Here is a 24,641-nt window from a genome sequence, read left to right as displayed (position 1 = left end):
TTCTGGTAAAATAGTGGTCGAGGTGATTTTTATGAGTGAATATATCCACATGGAGGATGAGGAAATCATCTATCATGTTTATAATCTGAACTGGCATCTTCCTGAAGAAACACAAAAAGAAGCGGCTGATATCTTATTACAGCTCCCCGCAGACAAAGTCGGCATGATTATCCCAAAGTATGGCAAAGCCTGCTGGGAAAATGGAGTAGCAGTCATTAAGAAAATAGGCTATCCGAAAAATAAAAAAGCGCTGCCGCGGCTTGCAGGTCTCCTTCAGGACAGGAACTGGCCCGGTGCCCAGGAGTCGATTGAGATTTTCAGGGACTTAGGAAAAGAAATCAGCTCTCCTTACATTGAAAGGGAATGCGATGAAGCAATCATATGCGGGGACCATGACTGGCTGGAGCATCTTTACTATGCGGTTGAAAGCCTGGGCCTGGAGCTTGCGGATTTTCAGAATGAGGAGACATACAGAGAGATGCGGAAGCGGGCAGAGGAGCTTCGGGAGATATAGTGTGTTGACATCTGAGTCACTCTGATGGGTGAGAGGGCCGGTCAGAGTGCTTCAAGAGAGGAAGATAAGTCACTCTGAAGGAGAGAAAGCCAAACAGAGTGCCTCAAGAGGAAGATATGAGTCACTCTGAAGGTAGTGAAAGCCGAACAGAGTGCCTCAAGAAGCAAACATGAGGCACTCAGACTACGAAAAAACAAGTAGTGCATCAAGTGAATTACATAAGGCAACCGCTCCCGCATAACAAGCAAAAATATTGTTCCTCAGTGCACTGCAGCCCTAATCTCCTAAGTACCCACTTAATCTTTTAACCTTCATAAATTTCCTCCTGCCGCATGCTCCCTTGATATATAATAGAAACCGACTTTATACATAAGAAGGAGTACTTATGGCGACTATTTTTCGTAGCTTGACGAGTGTGGTGCTCATTATAATTCTGGCAGTGCTTCCTCTCGGGTTCCATAATGGAGATGCGAAGGTGGTATTCAGTATCATTCCAATGATTGACGAAATCTGTGATTTTATTCAAGGGCTGAAGTCAGGGGAATCCTGGCTATATTTGCAGGGAGAGCGGGAAAGGCCGCTCCTTGAGGATTTGATCCCATATTGGCTGTCTTCCTTTCTCTATCTGACTTTAAGTGCGGTGATTGCTGTCATTCTGTCCGTTGTATTTGGTGTGTTTTTATGGAAAAAAGGAGGCAGGTTGCTGAATGCGGTTCTCGGTTTCATTGGAATGCTGCCTGATTTTATACTTGTTCTGCTTTTGCAGCTGCTAACGGTATTTGTGCACAAAGAAACCGGAATAAAGACAGTAAAGGTGGCTTCTTCTTCAATGAGTGAGCCGGCTATATTTCTGCCTATATTTACTCTTGTTATCATTCCATTGTTTTATCTTCTTCGCTCCTTGTCAGAGCGGAGCCATGAAGTTAAAGGAGAAGATTACATACTGGCTGCCAAAGCAAAGGGCTTACGAAAGGGGAGTATCTATCTCTTCCATGTATTTTCAAATGTGCTTCCTTTCTTGAAAGCCGATCTTCACAAGATTTTAAGCATTATGCTTGGGAATCTTTTCATTATTGAATACTTGTATAACACAAGGGGAATCACAGCGCTCCTGTTTGTCCAGCAGATTCAATTTGGGTATCAGTATAATTTGGTCATTCTATGCTTGTTGAGCCTTCTTTTACTATATCTCGTTTCTTTATACACTTTAAAGCTATTGTTATGGCTGACTGAAAGGGGGCTGCAGAGATGAAAAAAAGGAGGAATCTTCCACTAGCCGCAGGGTTATTGATGCTTGCCTTCTTCCTGCTGGCCGCACTAGCCGGGCCAGAATTTGCACCCTATGATGTGAACGAATCAAAAAAGATCGACCATATCATAGATGAAGAAGGAAACAGGAAACTAGTGAGTTCGCCGTTTCCGCCTTCTGAGCAGCATCCTTTTGGGACAGATAAATGGGGTTATGATATATTGACCCTACTGCTGCATGGTGCTAAATATACTGTTTTCACTGTGATAGGTGTGGCCCTTCTGCGGCTGGTGATTGGAGCAGCGTTAGGGATCTTTCAGGGGATCCGAACAAAAAAAACGGGTACTAAACACATGAACATTTCCTTGTTCAGCGGGATCCCTATATTTATCATTATCTATTTCATCATGCTCGGCATCAATATTGAACCTAAGCTTTCAGCTTTTCAACTTACCATTATACAAGGTGCCCTTTTGACCATACTTGGCATCAATGGGGTATACAATGTTATTTTCAATAAGACGCTTGAGCTTAAAAAAATGGCTTACGTTGAGGCAGCAAAGACGCTTGGAGGCAATAATGCTCATCTTTCGCAAAAACATATTTTTCCATCTTTGCGAGCTGATTTCTCTGCAATTTTTGTCAATGAATGCATCCAGGTTCTCCATATCATTGGACAGCTGGGAATCTTCAATTTATTCCTGGGCGGGACGGAAAAGCAGTATTTTCCCACCATTTATTTATCGATAACCAATGAGTGGTCAGGCCTTATAGGACAGTCGCGTTCTTTTCTGTACCACTCCCAGTGGATCATCCTCTTCCCTCTTGCAGCTTATGTTCTGCTGCTGGTATCGTTCTATCTGCTGTCTGCAGGGTTGAAAGATAGGAAAAGACTTAACAGGCCAACTCATATATAACAGAGCACATTAAAAAATGTGCTTTTTTCAGTTTTGTTTTGTTGACTTTCTTGGCGGATTCCCATAAATTTATCTAGACCGGTTGTTATAATTTTTCCGAAAGGAGAATGATTTTGGAGGGTAAGCGAAAGACACGAGAGTCGATTTTGTGTGCGGCATCGAATCTATTCAAGTGCCAGGGGTATAATGGCACCGGATTGAATGAAATTATAGAGGTAAGCGGGGCTCCCAAAGGGTCAATTTATTATCATTTTCCAGGCGGCAAAGAGGAGATTGCAGTGGAAGCTGTTAAGCATGTTGGAAATGAAATAAAAACGATGATAAAGAAAGAGCTGGCATCTTCTGAAGATGCGGCAGCAGCCTTCCGCTATCATGCCGAAAAAATTGCTTCATACTTTGATGTGCCCCTGAGCCATGAAAATAGCGGCCTGCACATCGGACTGATTGCTTCGGAAACGGCTCTGACGAGTGAGCCAATCCGGCAGGCCTGTCAGGAAACTTACAAAGAATGGCAATCGCTGTACAAAGAAAAACTGCTGCTTTCCGGATTTTCTGAAAAGAGGTCGAAGGACCTGGCCCTGCTTGTGAGCTCTATGATTGAAGGGGCGGTCATGCTTTCTAACACCTATGGAAATGGCAAGCCGCTGCGGAATATAGCTGAACATTTTACATATGTATTCAGAGTCCAGTAAAGCAGCGCAGAAGTTGAGAGGAGAATCATTGTGCAAAGTACTAACCAAGGCGCAGCCGCGCCGAATGCATTAAAGGATATCAAAGCGGTTCCTATTATTATTTCTTTTCTGATAGCAGGATTTATCGGCCTGTTCAGTGAAACCGCCCTGAATATGGCAATCAGGGATCTTATTGTGATTTTTGAAACGGATGCAGCTACCGTTCAATGGCTGACAACAGGGTATTTATTGACCCTTGGGATATTAGTGCCGATTTCAGGACTGCTCTTGCAATGGTTTACGACGAGGCAGCTATTTGCAGTATCGCTCGTTTTCTCAATCATTGGGACATTCATTGCAGCAGTCGCCCCTGTGTTCAGCATCCTGATGCTGGCTCGCGTCATCCAGGCAATCGGAACAGCGCTTCTTCTGCCGCTCATGTTCAATACGATCCTTGTCATCATACCGCCGCATAAGCGTGGAGGGGCGATGGGGATCATCGGGCTGGTCATCATGTTCGCTCCTGCAATCGGACCGACGATATCAGGATTAATTCTGCAGAATCTGACATGGCATTGGATTTTCTGGATTTCATTGCCGTTCTTTGTTTTAGCTCTCATTTTTGGACTATTTTATATGCAGAATGTTTCCACCCCTACCAAGCCAAAGATCGATCTGCTGTCCATCCTTTTATCGACTATCGGTTTCGGCGGAATCGTATTCGGATTCAGCAGTGCCGGTGAAGGAGAAGGAGGCTGGGGCAGTCCGAAGGTAATCATTGCCCTTGTACTGGGAGTGGTCGGTCTTATTCTGTTCTGTATCCGACAGACAAAGATGAAACAGCCTATGATCAATCTGCGCACCTTTTCATACCCTATGTTCAATTTAGGCCTGCTGATGGTGCTGATCGCAATGATGGTCATATTATCTTCAATGATCATGCTTCCTCTTTACTTGCAGAATTCACTTCTGCTGACTACATTTGCGGCTGGGCTAGTTTTGCTGCCCGGAGGAGTAGTAAACGGGATTCTGTCGCCTGTAATGGGACGCTTGTTCGATAAATACGGTCCCACATGGCTGGTCCGCAGCGGTCTTGTGATCGTCACAATCGTCATGTTTGCGTTCTCCGGAATAACAAATGATACGTCAGCCGGCTATATTGTAATGCTGCATATCTTTATGATGGTGGGTATTGCGATGGTATTCATGCCGGCTCAGACAAATGGCCTCAATGAACTGCCGCCTGAGCTATATCCTGATGGGACGGCTATCATGAACACCCTTCAGCAGGTAGCAGGTGCAATCGGAACAGCTGTTGCGATTTCCATCATGACAGCTGGGCAAAAGAGCTTTATGGAAGAAGCAGCAAACCCTCAGGATCCTGCATTACTGCCGCTGTCATTGACAGCAGGCATCCAGAATGCATTTATATTTGCCATTTGCGTGGCCATTTTGGGACTGATTGCTTCATTCTTTATTAAGCGCGTTAAGGTTGAGCAGCAGGAAAGCTCTAATTAAGAGGAAAAGCCCGGACATTTCCGGGCTTTTTCTTTTACATATATACAGAACTGCAATTGCATAGACTGAGAAGACAAAATGAAAAAAGCAGGGATAGTTCTTTTTCCGAGCTTTGAGTAAGGTTTTTTCAAGAAAGAGAGGGGTGAGAAATCCGGGGAATTTTCATGATGTATACACACCTAACAGAGTCACTCTGCCAGGCGGTTATAAAAGAGAATCAGATATGTTTTTCTGCTTCTTTGATAATGGCGGCAGCAAGCTCTTCCGTGTTCCCTTCAAACATATGGAAATTCAGCGAGGACTGGAGATGCTTGAATTGTTCTTTCAGTTCATCCAGCTGACTGATTTCGGCAGACCAGCTGATGGAAGGTATGGAAATAATGAATCGCTTGTCCTCCGTTATATTCAGGAAGACCTCGGCATACTTATTTCCTGAAATGGTTATTTTCTCGTAAGAGGTTATCAAATTGGTCATCCTTCCCTTATGAGCCGTTTCATCTATTGTAGCATCATTTGGATGCAGAATCGAATATTCGGGATGGAAGCTTCTGTAACTGCCACTGGGCCCGGGTCACACAAACCGTCCTAATCATGCATATAGTAGCATTACAAACAGAAAGGAGGGATGGAATTGCCTGTTTCGGTCATTTTTAATCAGATTAATGTTATTAGTATGTCATCCAATTCCATCATTTCCACGGGGCAGAACAGCCAGCCTGACTGGAACGCTCAAGGGAAATTGAATACTGGAAATGGGGTATATATCAACGCTGCCTCTCTTGGCAATTTAAGCTTTGTCAATGATCCGGATGTTGCGGATACGCCGATCACCCAGCCGGAAAACATTAATCCTCAGCCTGTCTCACAGATATAGAGATGAAGTCAGCTCTACGAAATATCTCAATAAAATTCAATAACATCCATATAACCTCCATGGCTGCCAATTCGGGTATCTTTACGGGAGACAATACACAATCCGGGTGGCAGGTGAAAAGGAAGGATAATACAGGCTTCGGGTCGGTGACCGGATGCCAGAATCTTTCAGCCTATAATGTCAATATCGTTGATGACAGCGACTTTATGGATGCCTTTTTTTATGGGAGTGATGGTGAAGAAGGACAAGGGCAAGAACAAGATGAGCAGGATCCTTAAGCCATTTCGTATGGCTTTTTATTTTATCCTGAAAAGCTTTACGTTGAGGCGCATATTTTCCTTGCCGGCAAAATAAGATGAAGAAAAAGGCGGCTTTGGGGGTAGATTGTTGACAAATATTCGATTTAAAACATTAAAAGTGAATCAGATTAAAAACAATTCCGGGATATTCTATGGACAGAATACACCAGTATACTGGCAGCATACCGGGAAGAATTCAGAAGGTTTTGGGAAGGTGGCGGGAAAAGGGAATATAATCAGCCGGAATTTTACATGGGCGGCCAGAAGCAGAGAGGAATCCTAACCTATTTGTGGCTTTCTTCTCTCTCTTTGCGGTCTGTCTGGACAAGATGAATGTTACCCAATATTTTATTACGATAGCCTGCTATAGACCCGAATCCAGAGGTGCCATTCATATTGGAGGACCAATTTTTCTGTCTGTTTTTGCCCATGAATATGCCAGAGCTGTCAGAGAATTGTCCGATAAAAATATCCTTAAAATGAATTTTTGCAGGTCCAATCTTTTTTTTCATGCTTGCTCCCCCCATTCTCTATGCCCCTTTTACCATATGCCTTCAAAAGCAGAAGATGTGACACTAAAAAGGATGAACTTTTATGCAATTGGATGAAAAAGCTCTTATTGCCATATTGGGAAAATTGAACGGACGCATTGCTGATGTGGAGATCCGTTTAAAAGAGCTTGAAAAAGAAAAGTCCAGCGGGCATAACATCCACTTGGAGATAAATGAAGTGAATATAGAGAGTTTCCAGCTGGATCAGCTTTCTTATTTTCTCGACAGGATTGATGTTAAAAGCTTGAGCGGGATGATGAATCTCGGAAACAGCTTCTACACGCCAGCAAACAAACGAAAGGTACAGACAGGGAAAAAGAAAAATGCCAGCCAGACAAAAGCAGCAGAAAAACACAGCGGTGATGCCGGCATTCGTATCTTTATTAATGGAAAAGAGACTCCATATGCCATGGAAAGCAACACGGGAACGGAGGAACTTTGATGAGATATTTCTCTCCTTTGTTTAAAATCAACAGCATTCACATCGGGTCCATCGAGGATGCTTCATGCGTCAATTTCGGAAACAGCTTTCCAGCCGGCTTTACCAGTTTGAAGAAACATAATCAGGGATTCGGCAATGTACTGGGGGACCATAATGATATCCATGATATCCTGTCACGGCTGGAAGAAAAGGATATAACCGAAGTGTTCCACAAGAACGGAGGAGAAGAGATTCCTGATTGGATAGCCAAGCTTCTGCAGGAAGATGGGGAAGAAGGAAATATGGAAATGTATGCAGAAGAAAGCGCTGATTTTAGTGAAACTGGCCAATAGCCGGTTTTTTATTTTGGCTTTTAAAGGAAATTCTTCTGTGATTGTCGAATTAAGCAAACGGACAATTAGAGGAGAGTGGCATGATGAAAGCACCTGAAAGCATTTTGTCTGTATGGAAAAGATTTGACATCTTCCCGATGGAGACGCTTACTAAACTGTGGCTGCACCATAAAGGGATCGGGCAAAGGGAAGTTTCCCAGATGAAAGAGCAGCGGGAGCAGTTTGGGATCACTGGAAACTGCTTTGATCTTGCCCTTTGGCTGCTTAACGAATTTGATAGAGAAGGAATCAGGGCCTATCCGGTCGGAAGCAGCTTGCATTCAGAAAAGGCCCATGCCGCCGTTGTGGCCGAGGATGAAAATGGCAGCCGCTATTTATGCGACCTGGGCGACCAGTGGCTGCAGCCTGTACTGATTGATAGAGACACGAAAGCACCGCTAAAAGGGTATTTCCCGGCGGCAGGCATTGAAATTAAAAGCAGCGGCAATGCAGCAGGTATCACCTATCATAGGCCGGGCGGAAAGCAGTCATTCCAAACGTATCATCTGGAGCCGGTCGACAGAGATGAATTCTGGATTGCTGCCGGGCATTCAAGCCGCCAGATTCATCCTAAACCGCTTTTGGAATGCCGCGTTCCCCTTACAGGTGAAACGGCCCATTGGGAGTTTTATGATTGGGAAAGTTTCCTCAGCACAGATGACGGGCTGGTATATGATCCCCCTCTGGCTGGAATCGATGAATGGGCGGACCGGATCCATCAGAAGACAGGCTTTGATAGAAGCTTTCTGGAAGAATCCCTGGAGCTTTATATGTCACTTGGAAATGATAAATAATAGACTGGTGCCTGCCACCACTGGAGGATATGATGGAAATCAGACTTACGGAAGTAACTGAACAAAACTTCTATGATGTAATCAATCTCAAATCAGATGAAGTGCAGGAAACACGGAACCAGATTTATGAAAGATGGGTAGGATCGAACGCCTTTTTCCTTGGCGCCTGCCAGGTGTTTGGGTATACGCCTAGAGCTATTTATGATGGCAGTACACTGATTGGGTTTGCTTCATACGGCTTCAGGAAGGAAACAGAGTGGCATGAATTGATCAGTATGATGATCGGCCATCAATATCAAGGGCAAGGATACAGCGGTACCGTCCTGAAGGCCGTCATTGATGAGATGGCAGAGTCATTAGATTGCAGTGAGATTTATATTACAGTGATCCATGATAATGACAGAGCCATTAGAATGTACGAAAAAGCTGGCTTTATACCGACCGGGGAAGTTGAAGAAGGGCATCATCCAGAGCCGGTTTATTGTTTGAAGCTGAATAGCAGTGAATAGCAGTGACAGGCACCTATACCAGTTGGCTGATTGGTATAGGTGCCTGTCACCGTCTATGTCATTGTTTATAAAAGCGGGATATTGGCTTCCTGGCATTCTTTCCTGATCCTGCTGTTCCACACGGATGCCTGAACTTCGCCAATGTGAGCTTTTTTAAGCAGAAACATGCATAGTCTCGACTGGCCAATGCCTCCGCCGATTGTGAAAGGAAGCTTGCCATCAATGAGGGCTTTGTGAAAAGGGAGCTCTAGTCTTTCCTCATTTCTGCACTCTTTGAGCTGGCTTCTGAGTGATTTCTCATCAACCCGGATACCCATGGAAGAAATTTCAATGCTTCTGTTTAGCGGTGCGTACCAAAAGATCAGATCACCATTCAGGCTCCAATCATCATAATCCGGGGAACGGCTGTCATGCTTGCTGCCTGAAAGCAGAGTGCCGCCGATATTCATGACGAAGACGGCGCCAAACTTTTCTGCGATCCTGTCTTCCCGCTGTTTTGGCGGAAGATCAGGGTACATGTCTTCAAGATCCTGTGAATTTATAAAGCTAATGTTTTCTGGTAAAACAGGCACCAAATGAGAATAGGCAAGGAAAAGCTGCTTTTCTGTTTCTTTGATGCTTTCATAGATTGAAATAACCTCAGCCTTCAGTGTCTGCTTGTTTCTTTTACTTTTCGGAATCACCTTTTCCCAATCCCATTGGTCTACATATATTGAATGGAGCAGATCGAGCTCTTCGTCTTTTCTGATCGCCCGCATATCAGTATACAAGCCTTCACCATCTGAAAAGTGAAAACGGGCAAGGGCCATTCTTTTCCACTTTGCCAGTGACTGGACTATTTCTAGTGTTTCCCCAAGATCTTTAGCATCAATAGTCGCCATCCTCTCTATCCCATTGAGATTATCATTGATTCCGGTCTTGCTTTCAAGAAGCAGCGGCGCTGATACCTTTGTCAGATTAAGTCTCTCACTGAGTCTCCCTTCAAAGTCATCCTTTACATATTTAATTGCCTTTTCAGTTTCAATCATGTTTAAAGCAGGGGCATACAATTGCGGGACGAGCTGTCGGTTATTCATTTATGGGCACCTCCATTAAGGCCTTCATTATTAATAAATAGGCCGCTTTCTAAATTATGTATGGAGAGAACCAAATGTTCTTTTTTTCCTTTAAAGAGCTGAAGCTTTAACAAAATAGCTGGATGAAATACATGTTAAATATACTTATATACAGTCAGGATTTAACAATGATGAGTCATCAAAATAAAAAGCCCTGCAGAATGCAGAGCCTAAAAAAGCAGCTATTGCGAAAAATTCCCAGGAAACTGTGTTCCTGTATATTGAGAAGAACTATGATGTGTCCCCATAAATGGACCAGACATTTCCTGCTGAAGCTGGTTGCACATCTGAACAACCTGCTGACATTGCTGAATTGCGACTTCGTGTGCATGGAGCGATTGCTGGATTGTCTGGGCGGCCTGCTGTTCATGAGCCAGAATCTGCTGAAGCATCTGAATGTTCTGCTGTTCCTGATGAAGCATCTGGCGATATTGCTGATTGCTTTGCTGTGTCTGCTGGATCAGCTGCTGCGCTGTCTGACGGCAAGCGTTAAGCTGGCCCATTCCCTGGGTCTGCTGTAGTGTATGGGAAATGTTTAATTGACCCGGGTTCATATTCTGCGGCTGGTTCATTCTTTATCCCTCCAAGGCTTGAATAGGTTGTCACCTAAATTAGTATGTTCAAAATGGGTGGTGTAATGCTGGCCGGATACACTTGCTATATTTACCTGCTGAGGAAATGGAGAGCCTTATTAGAGGGACAAGGCAAATGTAATTCGAACATTTATCAATGCATTAATCCCGTTCTTCTGGAAAAAATATAGATGAAACTAAGGAAGAGGTGAAAAAATGTTCTATCATGTCAAAGAACTTCAATACAATGCAAAGCCAGAAAAGCCGGATGCAGTCTATGCGAGAAAGCTGCAGGAAATCCTTGGCGGTCAATTCGGTGAAATCAGCGTTATGATTCAATACCTTTTCCAGGGATGGAATTGCCGGGCAGACCAAAAATACCGCGATATGCTTCTTGATATCGGAACTGAAGAAATCGCTCATGTTGAAATGCTGTCCACTATGATTGCCCAGCTGCTTGATAAAGCACCTGTTAAAGAACAGGATGAAGTTGCACAGGATCCAATCATCAGAGCTGCAATGGGCGGAATGAACGTGCAGCATGCCATTGTTTCCGGGCTCGGAGCGAAGCCTGACGACAGCATGGGGTATCCGTGGACAGCCCGCTATACAGTGGCAAGCGGGAATCTGCTGGCTGACTTCCGCGCGAACCTAAATGCCGAGTCTCAAGGGCGCCTTCAGGCGGTCCGTCTTTATGAAATGACAGAAGACCGAGGGGTCAGGGACATGCTGTCCTTCCTGATTGCTCGAGACACTATGCATCAAAACCAATGGCTCGCAGCAATCTCAGAGCTTGAAGCAAGGGAAGGAAAGGTTGTGCCAGGCACATTTAACCGCCAGCAGGAAAAGCAGGAAGTATCTTATTCATTCATGAACTGCTCGAAGGGAACAGAAAGTGCAGAAGGCCGGTGGGCAAAAGGGCCGAGCATGGATGGCCAGGGGCAGTTCGAATATATTGAAAACCCCGAGCCGATGGGGCAGATCCCAGTCTTGGCCCCAGGTCCAATTTATATTCATGGTACAATGCCTGCTGGACAGACACCGCCTCCATCACAATTTTAATATCTCTTGAAGCTGCAGATCCGCCTTTATTTATTGGCGGATCTTTTGGTCTATAGCAAGTAATCAGCCAAAGCCTTCTAAAGCAGCTTAAGCTTTTGGTCAATAACAACGTAAAAATAAGCTGCAGGATTTTTTGCAGGTTCGGATGATTTCATTTTCCTCATCAGTATCCTTAATGATTCCACTGCAGCAGGCAATATAGCTTCCCGGTCATTACCCATCCCGTTTCTTTTAGCAGCAAGAAGTACTTTTAACCATAGCTCTTCAGCTGCCTCATCATCCTCCGTAAGATAACGTGCCATGCAGGCAAAAGCATCAGGGGTAGCTTTCATTGACATCCTCCTCTTTAAGAATATCAATAAAATATATTCAAACAAAGAACGAATGTTCTTATTTTTAGCTCTGTGCGGGTTATTAGTTGATTATTTCGCAGGATGAGTTATTCTAATTTCAGCTTACTGGGCTTGCCCGATTGAAATTCCCTTTTCCTGAAGGGGTGGAAATAGAAGATAACGTTTATTAACTGATATGCTTTTTTTCACTTTGGGAGGTATTATGGAGAACTGGATTAAAGATGTGATTGAACAATTCGGCTATGCAGGAATTTTCCTGCTGATTGCGCTTGAGAACATTTTTCCACCTATCCCGTCAGAAATTATTCTGACATTTGGCGGTTTTATGACTGCGCAAACAAGTATTACAGTTTTCGGGACAATTGCTGCGGCTACCCTTGGCTCGACAGTGGGAGCTGCTTTGCTTTACGGGGCGGGCTTTTTTCTGAGCCGAAACAGGCTTGAGAGAATTATAGACAGGTGGGGAGGCTTCCTCCGCCTGGAAAAGGCAGATCTTGATAAAGCTTTTGGGTGGTTTGACCGCTACGGCTATTGGACAATCCTGATATGCCGGATGATCCCGCTGGTTAGAAGCCTTATTTCCATTCCTGCCGGGATGGCGAAAATGAATTTTCCGCTGTTTATGCTATATACAGTCGTCGGTACACTGATCTGGAATACAATCCTTGTGAATATTGGGGCAGCCTTTGGCGATTCATGGGAAACAGCACTGGAATATCTGGGGATGTACTCTGATGTGGTATATATGCTGATTGCCCTGGCCGTAATTGGCTCAGCTGTCTTTTTGTTCAGGCGGAGGAAAAAATAAACAATGCCTTTACTTTTGCCAGGAACAAAGTTATGATGATTCTTAATTGGATATTGTATGACTGCTAGGGGTGTCCGCACAGGCGGGCTGAGAGGAAAACCGATGTTTTTTAACCCTTTGGACCTGAACTGGATCATGCCAGCGTAGGAAAGTAGAATGAGCAACATTACTTTTTTTATGTATGCAAAAGCCTGGTCCCGTCATAAGTGGACTGGGCTTTTTTATTGGTGAACGATTCGTCTTTTCAAGGAGTACCTCATTAGAGAATGGGAAACTGCAGCAGTTCCTTCTCGATAAACAGATTCCTGTCCTTACAAAAATATGGCCAGGAATTCATTTTAAGAATTCTGAACCTGTTTGCCAAAATCCAAAACAGCCTGGTATCCAAGATAACTTAATACATAATAGCACTGGGGGAGCCGGAGTAGTCCGGCTGAGAGTGGGCCCGTTACGGTCCTAACCCTTATACCTGATCCGGGTTATGCCGGCGGAGGGAAGTGCGGGTTTCTTATGCTGGCTGAAAAAAGCCTTCCTGTGATTCCTAAGCTTCCTTTCCCTCAGTGCAAAACGTGCAAGGAGGGTTTTTTTATGGGAAAAACACAGAAATTAACGCTGGCTGCAATGATGGCAGCAGTCGGAACATTGACGGGCAGCATGCTGTATATTCCGCTTGGCTTTGCAAAGGCATTTCCAATCCAGCATATGCTGAATGTGCTGTCAGCCGTATTGCTTGGCCCTTATTATGCCGTGGCACAGGCTTTATGCATTTCGCTGCTAAGGAATCTGATGGGAACCGGCTCTGTATTTGCTTTTCCCGGAAGCATGGCAGGCGCATTGATTGCAGCGCTTCTGTACAGCAGGACAAAAAAGCTGTCGATGGCTTTTACTGGGGAAGTGATTGGCACCGGCATTATCGGGGCGCTGCTGTCATATCCGATTGCTGTTTGGATATTGGGACAAAAAGCTGCACTCTTCGGCTTTATCCCGCTATTTATCTTCAGTTCGATTATCGGAGCACTGCTGGGAATCCTCGTTTTAGCTATCCTGGCGAAAAAAAGGGCGCCAATTTTTGAAGGATTTCAAAATAAAGGTTGAGGAGGATGGAAAAATGGACGAGAGAAAAACAGAATCGGGCCAAAATGAGATAGTAATAGGATTGGAAGAAAAGCTTCCCCCGGGGAAAACCGTCTTATATGGGCTTCAGCATGTTTTTGTATCGAATGTCTGGCTGGATCCGATCTTTGTGTCAGCTATGATCGGACTGCCATTTGCTTTATCGGCCAATATGGTGAACAGCATCTTCATTGCAGCCGGAATCGTCACTTTCATACAGGCGACAAAGCTGGTCAGACTCCCGATCATTCAGGGACCATCAGCAGCTTTTGATAGCATTATGATTTCAGCAGGGAAAGCGAATGGGCTTGCTGCAGCAACCGGGGGCATCCTGGCCAGCGCAGCAATTGTGTTCCTTCTATCCATTACGGGGGTGCTGGGGCGCTTGAGGGCCCTGTTTACTCCAGTCATTTCCGGGACCGTTATATTTTTGGTCGGGATATCGCTCGCCGGCTTCACTCTGCATGAATTTTTAGGTGGCTCACCGGGTGAAGAGGGGTTTGCCAGTCCATCAACCCTGCTGCTATCGATAACAACAGCTTTGATTGTCCTTGGCCTTTCTTTGTTTGGAAAAGGCCTCTGGAAGTCTTTTTCGTTTTTGATCGCTTTGATTGCAGGTGATGCTCTTGCTTTCTCGCTGGGAAAAGCTGATTTTTCTATGATAAAGGAAAGTGCCTGGTTCGGGCTTCCCCATTTTCTGCCCTATGGACTTACCTTTGAATGGGGAGCCTTCCTGACCTTTTTCATTGCGTATCTAGTGGCCGTTATAGAGGCAATGGGGGTTTATCAGGCATCCTCTGCCATGCTGAAAACCGAGCTGACGGCCAGAAGGATCCGCGGCGGTTTTGCCGGAGAGTCGGCCGGTTCTTTTGTATCAGCCTTAATCGGCGGATTTCCGACAACTGCCTATGCACAGAATGTCGGCCTGCTGCGCTTGACAGGGGTCGGCTCAAGATACCCGGTCATGGCTGCTGCTGTCATCTTCCTGGTGCTCGGGCTTGTGCCTAAAGCGGGCGCACTCCTGGCTCTGACGCCGGCCCCTGTTGTCGGCGGAATCTTTCTGCCGGCTGCCGCTACACTTGTGTTCACAGGAATTTCGATCCTGGCGAAGGCGGAAGCCACTCAAATCAATTATATGATTGTCGGGCTTTCCATGCTGCTGGCCATCTCGCTGCCGGCATATGCTGTGAATGCGGCAGGGATAGCAGGGACATTCCTGACAAACAGTATCTTGATAGGAGCATTCACCAGCATCATTCTGCAGCTGGCTTTAGTCAACCTCCCTAATCTGTTTAAAAAAGGAGCGGCAAGTAATGAAAGAAGAATCGATCAGATTGATAGCAGAAATTAAAGATTTTATTGAAGGGGGGAGTGATTCTGATGACGCCTTTGGCATGCTGGCGCTTAAACTTTTCCGCTATCAGTATGAGAATAACGTATTCTATAAGAAATTCTGCCAGGCGCAGAGGAAGACTCCCATTACTGTGCACACATGGGAAGAGATTCCCCCTATGCCGGTTCAGGGTTTTAAAGATCTGACATTAACCTGCGAACCCCCTGAAGAGGCTGAAGCAGTCTTTATGACCAGCGGGACAACCAATCCTGATGCTAAGGGGGAAAATTATCACCCGGATTTATCCTTATGGGATCTCTCTATGAAGGACCCTTTCAAAAAATTTGTACTGCCTGACCAGGAAAAGATAGCCATTTTTGTCCTGTCTCCATCAGACGAGTATAACAAAAACTCTTCTCTCTCCCGCTATCTTACCAATGCTGTCTTTTATTATGGCAATGAGTACAGCCGCTTTTTTCACAATGGAGAGTCCCTCGACTTTCAAGGAGCAGCAGAATCGCTCGGCCGGATGGCAGAAAGGGGAGAGCCTGTCCTGATTATGGGAGCGACATTTGCTTTTGTTCACTTCTTGGATTATATGAAAGAAATGGACCAGTCTCTCCTTCTGGCTGATGGAAGCAGAATATTTGATACTGGCGGGTTCAAAGGCCAGGCAAGGGAAATAACCCCGGAAGAAATGACTGTTCTTTATGAACGTTTCTTTGGAATAGAAAAGGATATGCAAATCAATATGTACGGCATGACGGAGCTCAGCTCTCAGAATTATGATCAGACGATTCTTTCCAGGCATTTGGGGAGACAGGCATTAACCGATAAAAGCGGTCCAGCCTGGCTGAAGACGAGAATACTCCACCCAGGCACTTTGGAACCGGTAAAAGAAGGAGAGGCGGGAGTGCTTGCCCACTATGACCTGGCCAACTGGAATTCATGCCTGGCTGTCCTGACGGAAGATCTTGGGGTAAAAACAGGGTACGGTTTCAAGCTGCTCGGCAGAGTAAAGGGTTCTGAAGCAAGAGGCTGTTCCATTGCAGCAGACCAGCTTCTTTCCAGGGGTGGCCGGTAAAGTGGCGGAAACAGTCGATATTTTTCATTTGCCGGCATCAATCAAGCCAACTATTGTAAAAGGAAAGATTTTTAAGGTGGAAGGAGATACGCTCTCCCTCAAATATCCCGAATTTAGCGGTGAGGAAATGGTAAAAGTAATTGATGCTGTACTGGACAAGCGCAGTCAATACCTCAAAGATTTGCCGGTTGCAAGCATTGTCAGCAAAATTGATGCAGCGGTCCAGCTATGGCTGGATCCTGATTATCATCTGAGAAAGCTGGCGGAAAAGCTCCTTCCTGCCGTTACGGGCTATGACAGTGAAATGATCCGGCTGGAGCTGAAAAGATATATGAGAACCTTCCGGAAAAAAGAGCTTTTGCGCTTCCTGGAAGAAGAATTTGATTCTCCGGAGATACTGGACGAATTCCGGCCAAGAAAGTCGGGAGGGTTGAGCAGAGCTTATGGTCCGGACCTGATTTTTCATGTGTTTTCCGGCAATGTTCCGGGTGTCCAGCTATGGAGCCTGATTATGGGGTTCCTTATGAAATCTGCCCATATTGGTAAAACCTCTTTCTCTGAGCCAGTCCTGCCGGTGTTATTTCTGAAGTCCCTGGCAGAGATAGATGAAAATCTGGCAGAATCCGCGGCGATTCTTCCATGGCCTGGAGGAAAATACGAGATGGAAGCGCCGGCTCTTGAACTAGCCGAAGCTGTTATTGTATACGGATCAGATAAGACAGTAAATAGCATAAAACAGAGGCTTCCGGATGGTAAGCGCCTTCTTGCATATGGGCATAAAATCAGTATCAGCATGATCGGAAAAGAAGCCCTGACTCCTGATCTGTATACCAGGACAGCCCGCAGGCTTGCTGAGGATATATGCATCTATGACCAGCAGGGCTGCCTTTCTCCGCAATCTGTTTACATAGAAGTAGGAGGCACGGTTGAGCCTGGACGTTTCGCCCAGCTGCTCGGCTCAGAGCTTGCCCGGTACGAAAAAAAGCGGCGCAGGTCAGCTCTGTCAGAAGAAGAGCACCTGTCCATCCAAAGAACAAGGGGGAAATATGAACTGGAAAAACTGAAAGGCAGCAGCACCCAAGTTTATAAAGGCGGAATGAATACAGGCTGGACAGTCGTTTTTCATGAAGGCAGCGGTTTTGAAGCATCCCCTTTAAATAGATTTGTTCATATTTTTTCTGTCCCGAAACTGGAAGGATGCATTGGCGGGCTTAAGCCCTATAAAAAGTATATGCAGTCCTGCGGTCTGGCGGTACTGCCTGACAGGCTGATGGATATTAGCGCCAAACTCGGTGATGCGGGAATCAGCAGAATCTGCCCGGTTGGCGAGATGAACAGGGCAAAGCCGGGCTGGCATCATGACGGCAGCTTTAATCTGCTCTCGCTTGCAAGAGTCATAGATATTGAAAGAAATGCGGAAGAAGATATGGAACGCTATGATCCTGATGTTGAATAGGAGGAAGGAAATCGTGCTTGTTAAAAACAAAGTGGTCCTTGTTACCGGTGCGAGCCGGGGAATCGGCAGGGCAATTGCCAGGAAGATGGGTTCTGAGGGAGCACTGATCATCCTTAACTATCTTTCCAGCAGGGAGGCCGCCGAGTCGGCCGCTAAGGAAATAAGGGAGTCGGGCGGCCAGGCTGCTGCCATGCAGGCAGATGTGACTGATGAGCAGCAGGTCAACAGGATGATGAATGATATTACCGGGAATTATGGAGGCATCGATGCGGTCATCAATAATGCCTTAAGCCATTATTCTTTTAATCCTAAAGAACGCAAGGCAGCCTGGGAGCTTGAGTGGGACGACTACAATCGGCAGTGGGAAGGGAGCGTCCGCTCTGCTTACAATGTATCCAGGGCAGCCATTCCCTATATGAAGGAGCAGATGAGCGGCAGTATTGTAAATATTGTGAGCAACCTTGTGAGTTTACCGGTGATTCCCTATCATGACTATACAACCGCCAAGTCAGGCTTGCTCGGATTTACCAGAAATCTCGCGAAGGAGCTTGGCTGTTTTGGAATCACTGTGAATGCAGTTGCCCCAGGGCTGACCTATCCGACCGATTCAAGCGCCGGGACAAAGGAGGATGTAAGGAACAGCATCATTGAACTCACTCCGATGCAGCGCCTCGCAGCCCCGGGGGATATTGCAGATGCTGTTCTATATTTCGCATCCCCGCTCTCAAGCTTTGTGACAGGGCAGTGCCTGTATGTTGATGGCGGCCTGGTCATGGGCGGATGAAACCTTTTCCGGGCTGGTCCGTATAATAGTTAGTACAGACAATCAGCATTTTGTTAGAAAGAGGAGGATATCTATGATACCGATCCTGCTGACTATTATACTCTTTATTAGTCTGCCTGTTTCAATATCCATTTTAATAAAAAAAAGAAAAGAAGCAGGTATTACCGGCTTCAAAAGCGCCTTAACCTCCATCTGTTTCTTCCTGATAGCAATAGTCAATCTTATTTCGTACTGGATGGGCTGGCTCGGGATTTTCAACTGGATGATGACCATGATTCTGCTGCTGGCCGGAGCCTACTTCACAAAATATCTTAAGCCGGCTGAAACAGGGAATTAGCAGGAGGGAAGGCAGAGGCATTGGAAGAAATATTTACTATTAGCCCCATGGGCACTGCTTGCAGGAATGGAATGCTCTTGTACCCTCCTTTCCGCAGCTATGCTATATTGCCGATATTGATTATGTGGGCTATCTATTATATTTGGGTTTATTTTGAGAATAGGAACAGTCATTAGAAAAGTCTGCTGCAGCAGTCTTTTTTTTTTATAAATAGGGCAGCTGATTTCCGTTCCAGGCACTTCGCTTTCCGCGGGGCGGCGCTGAGCCTCCTCTTCGCTTCGCTCATGCAGGTCTCAGCCCTGCCGCTGCTTCCCGCAGGAGTCTGCGTGCCTTCCACTCCAATCAACAGGCTTCTAAAATTTGATTGACAAGAGCTATTCAAACACGGGTAAAAGCTATTACAGCATCAGCCAGCCCATCTTTTCAGGAGATTTTCTAACAATTACATTTTTTCCGCCCGCTGATGCTTTGTTTAGCTTATAATTATCCTTGTGACTTTCATTTCCAAGGAGTACCATCATGAATCAGACTTTTACAGTAAAAGAAAAAATCAAACAAATCTTCATTTTATTGATCCCCATCCTGATTACCCAGCTTGGGATGTTTTCAATGGTTTTCTTTAATACCATTATGTCAGGTAAATACAGTGCTTCCGATCTTGCAGGGGTAGCTATCGGGTCATCGATTTGGAATCCTGTTTTTACAGGGCTGAGCGGAATCCTTCTGGCTGTTTCTCCGATCGCGGCTCAGCGGTTTGGCGAGAAAAAGCAAGGAGAAGTTGCGTCAGTTGTCAAGAATGGCATGTATCTTGCCGTCATGATTGCACTGGCTGTCATTGCGGCCGGTTCTTTCCTGATAGGCCCAATCTTGGATAGAATGGATTTAGAGAGCGGTGTTGAACAGACCGCAAGAGGATATTTGATAGGATTGAGCTTTGGGATTATCCCGCTATTTCTGTTCAATGTCCTTCGGTCTTTTATTTATGCTCTAGGTAAAACGCGGGTTGTCATGGTGATTCTGCTGTGTGCACTTCCTGTTAACTTCTTCCTGAATTTTGTCCTGATCTTTGGTTTTTGGGGCTTTCCGGAGCTTGGCGGGGCAGGAGGAGGCTATGCTACTGCTGCCACCTATTGGGTAATCCTTGCCCTGACAATCTTCATTATCAGAACACAGCAGCCATTTGCCGTGTTTAAGGTGTTTTCTAATATGGGAGACTTCTCATGGTCCCAATGCAAGGAAATTTTAAAAATCGGGGTTCCGATGGGTTTGTCGATCTTTTTTGAAACGAGCATGTTTGCGGTTGTGACCATTTTGTTGAGCCGTTTCAGCGTGGAGACGCTTGCTTCCTATCAGTCGGCACTTAATATCGTTTCCTTCCTTTATATGATTCCAATCAGCATTTCGATGGCGCAGACTGTGCTGGTAGGCTATGAGGTGGGGGCTAAGAGGAATAGAGATGCGAAGGCATACAGCTGGATCGGAATCTACTTGTCCATTGCCATTGCCCTTGTCACTGGCCTTCTTGTTGTCCTGTTCCGCTACCAGGTTGCAGGCTTTTACTCCAATGATGCGGCAGTGATTTCCCTGACGGCACATTTCCTGATTTATGCTTTGTTCTTCCAGATTTCAGATGCCATCCAGGCGACTGCACAGGCTGCTTTAAGGGGCTATAAGGATGTTAATCTTGCGTTCATCATTACGCTTATTGCCTACTGGCTGATCTGCCTGCCCCTTGGATATGGGCTGGCCCATTATACCAGCCTTGGTGCCCCGGGCTATTGGATCGGGCTTACCGCCGGTCTATTGGCAGCAGGCATCTGTCTGTCAGCAAGGCTGATTTATATCCAGAAGAAAAAATTCGCTCCAGCAGAAGGGGTATAATCGGAGGAAGTAACATGAAAATCCGCAAGCTTGTACCAGAGGATGGAGAAGCTTTTGCCGAGCTTATTAAAGATGTGGAAAATGAATCATCATTTATGCTATATGGGCCAGGGGAACGAAACGTTTCCACGGACATTCAAAGAAGGATGATCGAGGCGCTTTCCGGCCGTAATAATTCCGTCATTTTCGCAGCAGAAGTCAGCGGCCGTCTGGCTGGCTATTTGATTGTCAATGGCGGAAATGCCGGAAGGGTGAGGCACTCCGCTGCTCTTGTGATAGGCATCAGAAAAGAATATAGAGGACAAGGAATCGGCTACAGGCTTTTTCAGAACCTTGACAGCTGGGCGATGGAAGCCAGCCTGCACAGACTTGAGCTTTCAGTTGTCAGTAAAAATGAAAGGGCGCTTGCGTTATATAAAAAAGCTGGATTTGAAATTGAAGGTGTCAAGAAAGACTCATTATTCATTGATGGTAACTATCATGATGAATATATAATGGCAAAACTGTTAGAATAATTCCTGTTAAGAACCTGCTGTTTTAAGCAGGTTCTTATTTCTATTGACAGGAAAAGAATTTGTCATTTCTCCCGGGTTTTGGGTAAATGTCTATTCAAAGAGGCGTTCTCTGACATATTCTAGACTGAAACCTATGCGAAGAGGGGGGCTTTAATATCTATGTTTGCTGCCCCTCAAATGGAATTTAAAGATAGAATATGAGAGGAGAAGGTATGATGAATCATCAGCAGTTTATGTATCGCCCTGAAACAGCTTATCATGGAGAGTTTAGCCGTTTTGGCTTTGGCAGGCCAGGGTTCGGCAGATTCGGATTTGGGCGTCCGTTTGGCTTTGGTTTTGGCCGCCCGTTTGGCTTTGGCTACGGTTTTCCATTCCTTGGAGGCCTTGCAGGAGGCCTGCTTTTAGGAAGCGCGCTCGCAGGCCCGTATGGATACGGCTATCCTTACCCCTATCCCCCTTACCCATACTATTATTAAAAAAGGCTTAAGGCGGGACGGCGGAAGCGCAGCCTGCCTTTCTTACATAAAATATAAATATGACAGGAATTTCAGTCAGGCTGGAGAATAGTATATTAGCAAATAAAGAGGTGCAATCCATGAAAACACGAATATCAAAGCTTGATTTCAATCATTTGTCAGACAGGCAGGTCGGGGATCTTCTTTATAAAAATATCGCGGATGACAAAGCATCGGGAGAATGCATTTTCGTCCTGGGGAGCAGCAAGGCTGCTGAATACAGACTTCCAAAGGCGCTGGAGCTATACCGGAGCGGCAGGGCAGGAAAGCTTCTTTTTTCCGGCGGTGTTGTGTGGGCACCGTCTAAGCTATGTGAGGCAGAGCTTTTAAAAGAGAAAGCTCTGGCACTTGGAATCCCGGCAGCAGATATTTTAATAGAAGATCAATCTCTCCACACAAAGGAAAATGTGCTTGCCTCACTGCTGGTCCTTGACCGGGAGTTCAATCTCCACACAATAAAAAGGATTTTGGTCGTGACAGCTTCCTACCATATAAGAAGGGCGCATCTGACCATGAAAACCTATATGCCGGACTGGATACAATACTCTCTTTGCCCTGTGGATGATATCCATACAAAGGAAGGGAACTGGCAGCAGTCAGAGGCAGGCAGGCTGAGGGCAAAGAGGGAAGCGGAAAAACTGATCTACTATGTCAAACAAGGCATCATCACAGACGCTGAAGTTGAGATTTCAGATTCTTAAAGAGAGGAAATGAAAAATGAGGCTGATCATCGCAATGGGAGGAGGCGGATTTTCCATGGAACCTGAAAACCTCCTTCTTGATCAATATATCATTGGGCAGTCGCAAAATAAGAAACCAAAAATATGCTTTCTGCCCACAGCAAGCGGGGACCAGCAAAGCTACATAGACCGATTTTATGAGGCATTTGGGGACATGGATTGCATCCCGGCCCATCTTTCGCTGTTTGAGCCAAACTTTAATGACGCAGAGGAGTTTTTGCTTGGACAGGATATCATCTACGTTGGAGGCGGGAATACCCGCAATATGATGATTCTTTGGAAAGAATGGGGGCTCGATGAGCTGCTGATCCAATGCTATCAAGAAGGGATCATCTTGGCTGGCATAAGCGCAGGGAGCATCTGCTGGTTTGAAGAAGGCCTTACAGATCCGCTTAACGGGCCGCTATATCGCATAAAGGGGCTGGGCATCCTAAAAGGCAGCCATTGCCCGCATTATGACGGGGAGAATAAGAGAAAGTCAGCTTACAGGCAGCATATCAGGGAAACGCTCATGAAGCCTGGCTATGCAGCAGATGACGGAACTGCACTCCATTTTGTGGATGAAATCTTATATAAATCCGTCAGTTCACGAAAGAACAGCAGCGCCTATTATGTAGAAGCGAAGGGGAATGAAGTTTTGGAAACAAAATTGGATAGTGTCTATCTTGCGGAATCAGGGATTAGCAAGGCAGAAAACGGTCATACCGGTTGAAATGCAGCCAGATTATAGATGTAGAAAAGCCCACTTTCCTGTTAGGAAGCAGGCTTTTTTTCATTTTATCGAGATTCAGGGAAAATTCTTTGCACCGTTTCGGAAAATTGATCAAATAATCCTCTTACAGGGTTTCCATTCTGAATATCATCCCTATATCCGCGCATACGTTCCATAAAATCAGGATTGCTTGAAACAAATACTTCATTGATATTCTGATCTGCTGCCTGAACCTGATCTGAAACCTTCTTTTTCATTTCTTCATTTACATCGCCATCCCCATTTGCGAGCTTTACAGCTGCATATGCTTTGCTTCCGGCTGTAATGACTACTGCATTATCAACTTCTTTCATGGCTTCAACTTTCTGCTGGGCTTCATCTGAATTGCGAAGATTATTCTGATCGCTGCCATTCTGTTCATTGCCGTTCTGCCCGTTGTCATTCAGTCCATTGTTATACTGTTTGTTGTTATTCTGTTCGTCGTCCATTAAGTTAATGTCATTGTCAGTTGCATCGCTGTCAGTGACATTCCTCATGGATAATGTGCCGGATTGGCCGTCATTTCCATCCTGGCTGCCCTGGTTGGTTGAGGCACAGCCGGTAATCAGTACAGATGCAGCGGCGCCTATTAAAAGCCATTTTAATTTTTTCATTCAAATACCTCCTAAATATATATTCGTGAGTAATTTTTCCAAAAACAAAAAAGTTATACATCAACATAAAATAATGTTAAATATGCTTTACATAATGTTAAGTTTACTATACAATTAGCTTGAAGATGTTAAGCTGACTTAACAAAGAGATGGTGAATGAGGTGCACTATGGAAATCGGCAATCGTGTCAAAGAACTCCGTGCGAGAAACAGCTGGACACAGGAAATGCTGGCCCAGTCTGCCGGTGTGACGAGGCAGACAATCGCGGCACTTGAAAAAGGGGATTATATCCCGTCACTGCTGCTTGCCCTAAAGATATGTGAGACATTCCAGTTGAAGATGGAAGAAGTATTCTGGCTATTAAAGGAGGAAGAATGATGAAAACGAATCGGACAGTTTTATTAAGCTTTGTTTTATATGCCCTGTTTGCCTGGGCCATGATTGCAATGTACGATGCCCAGACCCAGTTTGCGGAAGTGCTGCGGAATCCTGAGCCGCCCTGGTCACTGACAATTAATTTCACGCCGGTTGCAGTTTTTTTGCTGATAGGGGGAGTAATCAGCTGGTTTCTATACAGCAAGAACAAGAAAAAGCGGTCAAGTATAAGTGCTCTGCTTCTCCTGCCGCCTGAGTTCGAGGAACAGGATGAACGGGAAAAAATGATGACTGCCAGAGCCTGCAGAAGCTCATATATCTCGCTGTATTTTGCGGTGCCTTTCACAGCGGCCCTTATGCTTTTCTATCCTTTGCTCGCGGATAAAGTCCCGTTCTACCCGATTCTGATCATTCTGCTGATCCCGGCCATTCAGATGCTTTCTTATTATCTGTCCATACGAAAAAGTCTGTGAAAAATAGTAAGGCGGCTGCAAATATCCTGCAGCTGCTATTTTTTTTTGAAA

At 45.4% G+C, this 24,641-nt stretch carries 33 protein-coding genes and 2 riboswitches; of the genes, 27 read left to right on the top strand and 6 right to left on the bottom strand.

Features of this window, described 5'->3' with window-relative positions:
* The first annotated feature begins 31 nt into the window (after positions 1 to 31).
* The 5 genes from ACQCVH_RS15790 (at position 32) to ACQCVH_RS15770 (ending at position 4,869) form a co-directional block, all read left to right on the top strand.
* The gene (locus ACQCVH_RS15790) at positions 32 to 514 is read left to right on the top strand and encodes a hypothetical protein (RefSeq protein WP_426836605.1); all 483 of its coding nucleotides are present in this window, start codon (positions 32 to 34) and stop codon (positions 512 to 514) included.
* Positions 515 to 899: 385 nt separating this feature from the next.
* A complete protein-coding gene (locus ACQCVH_RS15785; protein WP_426836604.1) occupies positions 900 to 1,766 on the top strand; it encodes an ABC transporter permease subunit in 867 nt (288 codons plus the stop codon).
* Positions 1,763 to 2,680 carry an ABC transporter permease gene (locus tag ACQCVH_RS15780; RefSeq protein WP_426836603.1) on the top strand — a complete coding sequence of 306 codons (918 nt, stop codon included), beginning with the start codon at positions 1,763 to 1,765 and terminating at the stop codon, positions 2,678 to 2,680. The genes ACQCVH_RS15785 and ACQCVH_RS15780 overlap by 4 nt, the downstream gene beginning before the upstream one ends.
* A 113-nt stretch (positions 2,681 to 2,793) precedes the next feature.
* On the top strand, positions 2,794 to 3,372 hold the full coding sequence (locus ACQCVH_RS15775) for a TetR/AcrR family transcriptional regulator (RefSeq protein WP_426836602.1): 579 nt from the start codon (positions 2,794 to 2,796) through the stop codon (positions 3,370 to 3,372).
* Positions 3,373 to 3,402: 30 nt separating this feature from the next.
* On the top strand, positions 3,403 to 4,869 hold the full coding sequence (locus ACQCVH_RS15770; protein ID WP_426836601.1) for a DHA2 family efflux MFS transporter permease subunit: 1,467 nt from the start codon (positions 3,403 to 3,405) through the stop codon (positions 4,867 to 4,869).
* A gap of 217 nt (positions 4,870 to 5,086) precedes the next feature.
* Here the strand turns inward: ACQCVH_RS15770 and ACQCVH_RS15765 are convergent, their stop codons facing one another.
* Positions 5,087 to 5,335: a YueH family protein gene (locus tag ACQCVH_RS15765; protein ID WP_346992523.1), complete on the bottom strand. Its 249-nt coding sequence runs from the start codon at positions 5,333 to 5,335 to the stop codon at positions 5,087 to 5,089.
* A 159-nt stretch (positions 5,336 to 5,494) separates the two neighbouring features.
* On the opposite strand from ACQCVH_RS15765, the gene ACQCVH_RS15760 reads away from it, so the two are divergent.
* From ACQCVH_RS15760 to ACQCVH_RS15750, 3 genes are all read left to right on the top strand, one after another.
* A complete protein-coding gene (locus tag ACQCVH_RS15760) occupies positions 5,495 to 5,743 on the top strand; it encodes a hypothetical protein (RefSeq protein ID WP_426836600.1) in 249 nt (82 codons plus the stop codon).
* A 113-nt stretch (positions 5,744 to 5,856) separates the two neighbouring features.
* Positions 5,857 to 6,021: a hypothetical protein gene (locus tag ACQCVH_RS15755; RefSeq protein WP_426836599.1), complete on the top strand. Its 165-nt coding sequence runs from the start codon at positions 5,857 to 5,859 to the stop codon at positions 6,019 to 6,021.
* A 109-nt stretch (positions 6,022 to 6,130) separates the two neighbouring features.
* On the top strand, positions 6,131 to 6,325 hold the full coding sequence (locus ACQCVH_RS15750; RefSeq protein WP_426836598.1) for a hypothetical protein: 195 nt from the start codon (positions 6,131 to 6,133) through the stop codon (positions 6,323 to 6,325).
* 1 nt (position 6,326) lies between these two features.
* Here the strand turns inward: ACQCVH_RS15750 and ACQCVH_RS15745 are convergent, their stop codons facing one another.
* The gene (locus ACQCVH_RS15745) at positions 6,327 to 6,554 is read right to left on the bottom strand and encodes a hypothetical protein (RefSeq protein ID WP_426836597.1); all 228 of its coding nucleotides are present in this window, start codon (positions 6,552 to 6,554) and stop codon (positions 6,327 to 6,329) included.
* Positions 6,555 to 6,636: 82 nt separating this feature from the next.
* Here ACQCVH_RS15745 and ACQCVH_RS15740 point away from each other — a divergent pair, with 82 nt between their 5' ends.
* The 4 genes from ACQCVH_RS15740 (at position 6,637) to ACQCVH_RS15725 (ending at position 8,709) form a co-directional block, all read left to right on the top strand.
* Complete coding sequence (locus ACQCVH_RS15740; RefSeq protein ID WP_426836596.1) at positions 6,637 to 7,035, top strand: hypothetical protein; 399 nt, start codon at positions 6,637 to 6,639, stop codon at positions 7,033 to 7,035.
* Positions 7,035 to 7,367: a hypothetical protein gene (locus tag ACQCVH_RS15735; RefSeq protein ID WP_426836595.1), complete on the top strand. Its 333-nt coding sequence runs from the start codon at positions 7,035 to 7,037 to the stop codon at positions 7,365 to 7,367. Before ACQCVH_RS15740 ends, ACQCVH_RS15735 begins: the two co-directional genes overlap by 1 nt.
* 83 nt (positions 7,368 to 7,450) lie before the next feature.
* Entirely contained in the window at positions 7,451 to 8,200 is a 750-nt protein-coding gene (locus ACQCVH_RS15730; RefSeq protein WP_426836774.1) for a hypothetical protein, read from the top strand.
* 29 nt (positions 8,201 to 8,229) lie between these two features.
* Positions 8,230 to 8,709 carry a GNAT family N-acetyltransferase gene (locus ACQCVH_RS15725; protein WP_426836594.1) on the top strand — a complete coding sequence of 160 codons (480 nt, stop codon included), beginning with the start codon at positions 8,230 to 8,232 and terminating at the stop codon, positions 8,707 to 8,709.
* Positions 8,710 to 8,774: 65 nt separating this feature from the next.
* On the opposite strand, the gene asnA is transcribed toward ACQCVH_RS15725, so the two are convergent.
* Entirely contained in the window at positions 8,775 to 9,758 is a 984-nt protein-coding gene (asnA, locus tag ACQCVH_RS15720) for an aspartate--ammonia ligase (protein WP_426836773.1), read from the bottom strand.
* 248 nt (positions 9,759 to 10,006) lie between these two features.
* Positions 10,007 to 10,378: a hypothetical protein gene (locus ACQCVH_RS15715; RefSeq protein ID WP_426836772.1), complete on the bottom strand. Its 372-nt coding sequence runs from the start codon at positions 10,376 to 10,378 to the stop codon at positions 10,007 to 10,009.
* Between the two features lie 234 nt (positions 10,379 to 10,612).
* On the opposite strand from ACQCVH_RS15715, the gene ACQCVH_RS15710 reads away from it, so the two are divergent.
* Positions 10,613 to 11,458, top strand: coding sequence for a manganese catalase (locus ACQCVH_RS15710; protein ID WP_426836593.1), 846 nt, complete (start codon positions 10,613 to 10,615; stop codon positions 11,456 to 11,458).
* Between the two features lie 77 nt (positions 11,459 to 11,535).
* Here ACQCVH_RS15710 and ACQCVH_RS15705 read toward each other — a convergent pair whose 3' ends face one another.
* Positions 11,536 to 11,790, bottom strand: a complete 255-nt coding sequence (locus ACQCVH_RS15705; protein ID WP_426836592.1) for a hypothetical protein — start codon at positions 11,788 to 11,790, stop codon at positions 11,536 to 11,538.
* A gap of 223 nt (positions 11,791 to 12,013) precedes the next feature.
* Between ACQCVH_RS15705 and ACQCVH_RS15700 the strand changes: the two genes are divergently transcribed.
* From ACQCVH_RS15700 to ACQCVH_RS15645, 12 genes are all read left to right on the top strand, one after another.
* Positions 12,014 to 12,619 (top strand): DedA family protein, encoded by a 606-nt coding sequence (locus ACQCVH_RS15700; RefSeq protein WP_426836591.1) that lies wholly within the window; start codon positions 12,014 to 12,016, stop codon positions 12,617 to 12,619.
* A 56-nt stretch (positions 12,620 to 12,675) separates the two neighbouring features.
* Positions 12,676 to 12,786: riboswitch (TPP riboswitch) on the top strand.
* 235 nt (positions 12,787 to 13,021) lie between these two features.
* A riboswitch (TPP riboswitch) is annotated at positions 13,022 to 13,132 on the top strand.
* Positions 13,133 to 13,207: 75 nt separating this feature from the next.
* Positions 13,208 to 13,714, top strand: coding sequence for an energy coupling factor transporter S component ThiW (thiW, locus tag ACQCVH_RS15695; RefSeq protein WP_426836590.1), 507 nt, complete (start codon positions 13,208 to 13,210; stop codon positions 13,712 to 13,714).
* A 13-nt stretch (positions 13,715 to 13,727) separates the two neighbouring features.
* Entirely contained in the window at positions 13,728 to 15,083 is a 1,356-nt protein-coding gene (locus tag ACQCVH_RS15690; RefSeq protein WP_426836589.1) for a solute carrier family 23 protein, read from the top strand.
* Entirely contained in the window at positions 15,046 to 16,149 is a 1,104-nt protein-coding gene (locus ACQCVH_RS15685; protein WP_426836588.1) for a LuxE/PaaK family acyltransferase, read from the top strand. The genes ACQCVH_RS15690 and ACQCVH_RS15685 overlap by 38 nt, the downstream gene beginning before the upstream one ends.
* Entirely contained in the window at positions 16,112 to 17,605 is a 1,494-nt protein-coding gene (locus ACQCVH_RS15680) for an acyl-CoA reductase (protein WP_426836587.1), read from the top strand. Before ACQCVH_RS15685 ends, ACQCVH_RS15680 begins: the two co-directional genes overlap by 38 nt.
* A gap of 13 nt (positions 17,606 to 17,618) precedes the next feature.
* On the top strand, positions 17,619 to 18,389 hold the full coding sequence (locus ACQCVH_RS15675; RefSeq protein WP_426836586.1) for a 3-oxoacyl-ACP reductase: 771 nt from the start codon (positions 17,619 to 17,621) through the stop codon (positions 18,387 to 18,389).
* A 73-nt stretch (positions 18,390 to 18,462) separates the two neighbouring features.
* The gene (locus ACQCVH_RS15670; protein ID WP_426836585.1) at positions 18,463 to 18,726 is read left to right on the top strand and encodes a hypothetical protein; all 264 of its coding nucleotides are present in this window, start codon (positions 18,463 to 18,465) and stop codon (positions 18,724 to 18,726) included.
* A gap of 519 nt (positions 18,727 to 19,245) precedes the next feature.
* Positions 19,246 to 20,607 (top strand): MATE family efflux transporter, encoded by a 1,362-nt coding sequence (locus ACQCVH_RS15665; protein WP_426836584.1) that lies wholly within the window; start codon positions 19,246 to 19,248, stop codon positions 20,605 to 20,607.
* A 14-nt stretch (positions 20,608 to 20,621) separates the two neighbouring features.
* Entirely contained in the window at positions 20,622 to 21,122 is a 501-nt protein-coding gene (locus ACQCVH_RS15660) for a GNAT family N-acetyltransferase (protein WP_426836583.1), read from the top strand.
* Between the two features lie 233 nt (positions 21,123 to 21,355).
* Entirely contained in the window at positions 21,356 to 21,598 is a 243-nt protein-coding gene (locus ACQCVH_RS15655; RefSeq protein ID WP_426836771.1) for a hypothetical protein, read from the top strand.
* A 119-nt stretch (positions 21,599 to 21,717) separates the two neighbouring features.
* On the top strand, positions 21,718 to 22,338 hold the full coding sequence (locus tag ACQCVH_RS15650) for a YdcF family protein (protein WP_426836582.1): 621 nt from the start codon (positions 21,718 to 21,720) through the stop codon (positions 22,336 to 22,338).
* A gap of 16 nt (positions 22,339 to 22,354) precedes the next feature.
* Positions 22,355 to 23,089: a Type 1 glutamine amidotransferase-like domain-containing protein gene (locus tag ACQCVH_RS15645; protein WP_426836581.1), complete on the top strand. Its 735-nt coding sequence runs from the start codon at positions 22,355 to 22,357 to the stop codon at positions 23,087 to 23,089.
* A 65-nt stretch (positions 23,090 to 23,154) separates the two neighbouring features.
* On the opposite strand, the gene ACQCVH_RS15640 is transcribed toward ACQCVH_RS15645, so the two are convergent.
* A complete protein-coding gene (locus ACQCVH_RS15640) occupies positions 23,155 to 23,742 on the bottom strand; it encodes a YhcN/YlaJ family sporulation lipoprotein (protein ID WP_426836580.1) in 588 nt (195 codons plus the stop codon).
* A gap of 168 nt (positions 23,743 to 23,910) precedes the next feature.
* Between ACQCVH_RS15640 and ACQCVH_RS15635 the strand changes: the two genes are divergently transcribed.
* Both ACQCVH_RS15635 and ACQCVH_RS15630 read left to right on the top strand, forming a co-directional pair.
* A complete protein-coding gene (locus ACQCVH_RS15635; protein ID WP_426836579.1) occupies positions 23,911 to 24,120 on the top strand; it encodes a helix-turn-helix transcriptional regulator in 210 nt (69 codons plus the stop codon).
* Complete coding sequence (locus ACQCVH_RS15630) at positions 24,117 to 24,590, top strand: hypothetical protein (protein WP_426836578.1); 474 nt, start codon at positions 24,117 to 24,119, stop codon at positions 24,588 to 24,590. Before ACQCVH_RS15635 ends, ACQCVH_RS15630 begins: the two co-directional genes overlap by 4 nt.
* Positions 24,591 to 24,641: the final 51 nt, after the last annotated feature.

The sequence above is a fragment of the Bacillus infantis genome, from assembly GCF_050107595.1.
GTDB lineage: Bacteria > Bacillota > Bacilli > Bacillales > Cytobacillaceae > Bacillus_AB > Bacillus_AB infantis_C.
This window is presented reverse-complemented; position numbering and strand designations above follow the sequence as displayed.